The sequence below is a fragment of the Succinivibrio sp. genome (genome assembly GCF_045124615.1).
Taxonomy (GTDB): Bacteria; Pseudomonadota; Gammaproteobacteria; order Enterobacterales; family Succinivibrionaceae; genus Succinivibrio; species Succinivibrio faecicola.
Map to the genome: position 1 here is coordinate 1 of NZ_JBGVMC010000216.1, position 3,489 is coordinate 3,489.

Annotated in this window: 3 protein-coding genes; all 3 read left to right on the top strand. The window is 34.8% G+C overall.

Annotated features, from left to right (window positions below; genetic code table 11):
* The coding region (locus ACJML3_RS05725; protein WP_406021404.1) for an ABC transporter ATP-binding protein at positions 1 to 1,163 on the top strand (1,163 nt) is incomplete at its 5' end.
* Positions 1,150 to 2,247, top strand: coding sequence for an ABC transporter permease (locus ACJML3_RS05730; protein WP_406021406.1), 1,098 nt, complete (start codon positions 1,150 to 1,152; stop codon positions 2,245 to 2,247). The genes ACJML3_RS05725 and ACJML3_RS05730, both read left to right, overlap by 14 nt.
* On the top strand, positions 2,244 to 3,329 hold the full coding sequence (locus ACJML3_RS05735; protein ID WP_406021408.1) for an ABC transporter permease: 1,086 nt from the start codon (positions 2,244 to 2,246) through the stop codon (positions 3,327 to 3,329). The genes ACJML3_RS05730 and ACJML3_RS05735 overlap by 4 nt, the downstream gene beginning before the upstream one ends.
* Positions 3,330 to 3,489 lie beyond the last annotated feature (160 nt).

A 3,489-nucleotide genomic window follows, 5' to 3' on the forward strand; every position in this document is an offset into this window, starting at 1 on the left:
ATGAGGCTGCTACATCAGACTACGCTCTAATCCTTGAAGATGGACAGGTAATATTAAAAGGAGAGACAACAGATCTTTGTTCTAAAGTTGTCAATCAGACATATACTCTTGAATTTTCCAAAAATGAAAAGCCTGATATCAGAGATATATTTCCTCTTACATCTAGATATATAAAAAACTCCCCTATCATCGATTTGAATCCAAGACTTGGACAGATAAATCTGACAGTAAAAGAGAATACTCATAAAGAGGATTTAATTGATTTTCTTCATGAGAATATAAAAAAAGATTTCATCCTTAAGAAAAGAGAATGCTCTCTTGAGGATGTATATATCTGCTATGGCATGAAGAACCATGTTTTTGTAGAGCCAGACTTTATAAAGAACATGAATTTTCAAAAATCAGATGACATTGTGGTTCAGGTTAAGGATATTAAAAAGAAATTCGGAAACTTTGTAGCTGTAGAAAAATCCAGTTTCAACGTTAAAAAAGGTGAAATCTTCGGCCTTTTAGGACCAAACGGTGCTGGTAAGACAACTACCTTTAGAATGATATGCGGTTTGCTCACCCAGACTGAAGGTGAGATTCTTGTGAATGGTTTTGATCTGTCTAAAGCTAAGAACGATGCAAGAAAAACCATAGGCTATGTTTCTCAGAAATTCTCCTTATATCAGAATCTTAGTGCAAAAGAGAATCTTGTATACTTTGCTAGAAGCTATGGTCTTAAAAGAGATGTTCAAAGGAAGAGAATTGAAAAAATCGTTAAGGATTTCTCTTTAGAAAAATTCCTGAACACAAAAAGTGGTGAACTTCCATTTGGTGTTCAAAGACAGCTTTCTATGGCTTGTGCTCTTTTACACCATCCCAAAATACTCTTTCTTGATGAGGCTACATCAGGAGCAGATCCTCTTGCAAGACGAAAATTCTTTGATAAAGTCCTTGAGCTTTCATCTTATGGTACAAGTGTCATTGTAACTACACACTTTATGGAAGAGGCTGAATACTGTGACAACTTCCTGATTCAGGATAGAGGTAAGATCCTGATTTTAGGAACTCCTGATGAAACATGTACAAAGAATGGAAAGAGAATTAGTGTAAAGCAGGCATTTGTAGAGCTTATAGAGCACAACCGTGACAAGGAAGATGAAAATGAACAAGCTTAAATATCTTCCAATTCTGATTTACAAAGAGTATCTGCAGATCTTAAAGGATAAATCTGTATTCATACTCTGTTTTGCTCTTCCTTTGCTACTAGTATTAATCTACGGCAGTGCCATCAGAATGGAGATTAAACCTGTATCTGTATGCATTGTTACTCAAGAGCAGAACTCGCTTACTGACAGAATTGTAAAAGAGTTTTTACTCTCTGATTATTTTGTTACACAAAATACCCCTGATTTTATTAAAGCAAATGAAATGTTCAAAGATGAACACTTCAAGGTACTTATACATATCAGAGGTGGTAAAAAGAAAGATATTTCTCCTGGAATTGAAATTGAAGTTTATCTAAACGGAGTTGAATCACAGCTTGCATCAATTTCTCTTAACTATATCAACCAGACAATAAAAAGCGCCTTTACAAAGGCTGGTTTGAGTACTAGTGGATATAGCGTAAATATCAGGAATATGTTCAATGAGGCTAACGAATCAGTCTGGTTCTTAATGTCCGGCCACTATGTAAGTATTCTGACTCTTTTGTGCATGTTCCTTGGAAGCTTTGTAATATCAAGAGAGTGGGATAGAAAAACCATTGAAACACTGTGTGCCACAAATGCAAGTGCTACAGAAATTGTTCTATCAAAAATTATCGTTTACTATGTGCTAACTGTTTTTTCTATCTTCATACTTCTTGTAACAGGACAGTGGCTGTATAAAACACCTATAAGCGGAAGCATTATTCTGTCTTTTGTCTCACTGTTTGTATATGCCTTTGAAATGCTGTGCTTTGGTATATTTCTTTCTGCAAAAATAAAAAGTCAGTTCAACTGTGCTCAGATAGCAGTGGTAATCGGTTTTCTTCCTGCTGTTATGTTATCAGGTCTCATATTCGATCTAAGAGCAGTAACACCAATTATTTCTTTTATAGGCCATATTCTACCTCCAACCTATCAGGTGAAGGCAATGAGAATTCTGTTTCTCTCAGGAGGTCAAAGCCTATATATAATGTTTAATATTCTGTTGCAGTTTACTATTGCAGTTATTCTCATTGCACTTACTGTAAGACAGGTTAAAAAGGACTGCAAATGAAAGCTGTAATTGAAGAGAGTTTACTGAGAATATATGCACTGATAGTTAAAGAGTTTCTTACCATTCTCAAGGATAAGAGCTCAAGAGTGATCCTATTTGCTCCAATCATTGTTCAGTGCTTTATTTTCGGCTACGGTGCATCATATCACCTTGAACATGTTCCATATGCTCTATACTGCCAGGATAATTCAAAAGAGGCTTTTTCTCTTTTAATGAAGATCAAGCATACTCCTAAATTTGAGCAGATAGCTGTATGTAATGATATGCATTGCCTGACAGATAAAATAGATTCTCAGGAGGCATTATTAGGCATTTATATACCAGAAAACTTTTCTAAAACTAAAAATATAGATATTCTAACTGATGCAAGAAATACAGCTTCTGCTAATACAGCAGCGTCATATGTAACACAAATTATTGATGAGAATAACAGTAAAAACAGTATTCTAAACTTCAGATATCTGTTCAATCCAAACAACTATACAAGATATACTATCCTTATAGGAATGTGCCTTGGATTATCCGTAATTCAGGTTCTCTTGCTCTCTGCTTTAAGTGTCTGCAGAGAAAAAGAAGATGGAACATATGACATGATGCTTATGACTCCATCTAAAACATATGAACTTTTACTTGGAAAAGCTATTGCACCTGTAGCTATAGCAACTGTACAGTCAATTATTCTTATTCTGATATGTAACTTCTATTTTGCAATAGAAATTAAAGGAGCTGTATGCTCATTGCTCTTCTTGATTGTTCTTTTTGATCTTGCAATTGTAGGTCTTGGACTTGCAATTTCCACACTGTGTAAAACCACCATGCAGGCACTTATTTCTGGTTTCTCCTGCTGTCTTGTACTTATCCTTACATCAGGACTTTTAACCTCAATAGATGGAATGCCTGACTGGTTTAGAATCATTGCTAAAATGAATCCTGTTCATTATGGTATTTATGCAATCTGGAATATTTATCTTGAGGCAAAAGGGATCTTAGATATTCTAAACTTCCTGATCCCTCTTTTAATTCTTGGTGTAATAACATTCTCAATTGCAGCATATTTATTCAGACATAGAATAGATAATTGAGTAAAGATAGCTGTCAATAGCACATAAAAAAAATAATGATCGCCATTTTCTTTTTTTAAAGTGTATAATATAGCTTTCAGGAACAGAATAAAAACGCAATATGCTCCTGAAAAGGCATCTGCGTCCCAGTTCTTATCGATATCAATCCGAGCAAGGGACA

Coding starts and splice junctions, on each gene's coding strand:
- ACJML3_RS05735 (WP_406021408.1), top strand. CDS start 2,244: ATGAAAGCTGTAATTGAAGAGAGTTTACTGAGAATATATGCACTGATA.
- ACJML3_RS05730 (WP_406021406.1), top strand. CDS start 1,150: ATGAACAAGCTTAAATATCTTCCAATTCTGATTTACAAAGAGTATCTG.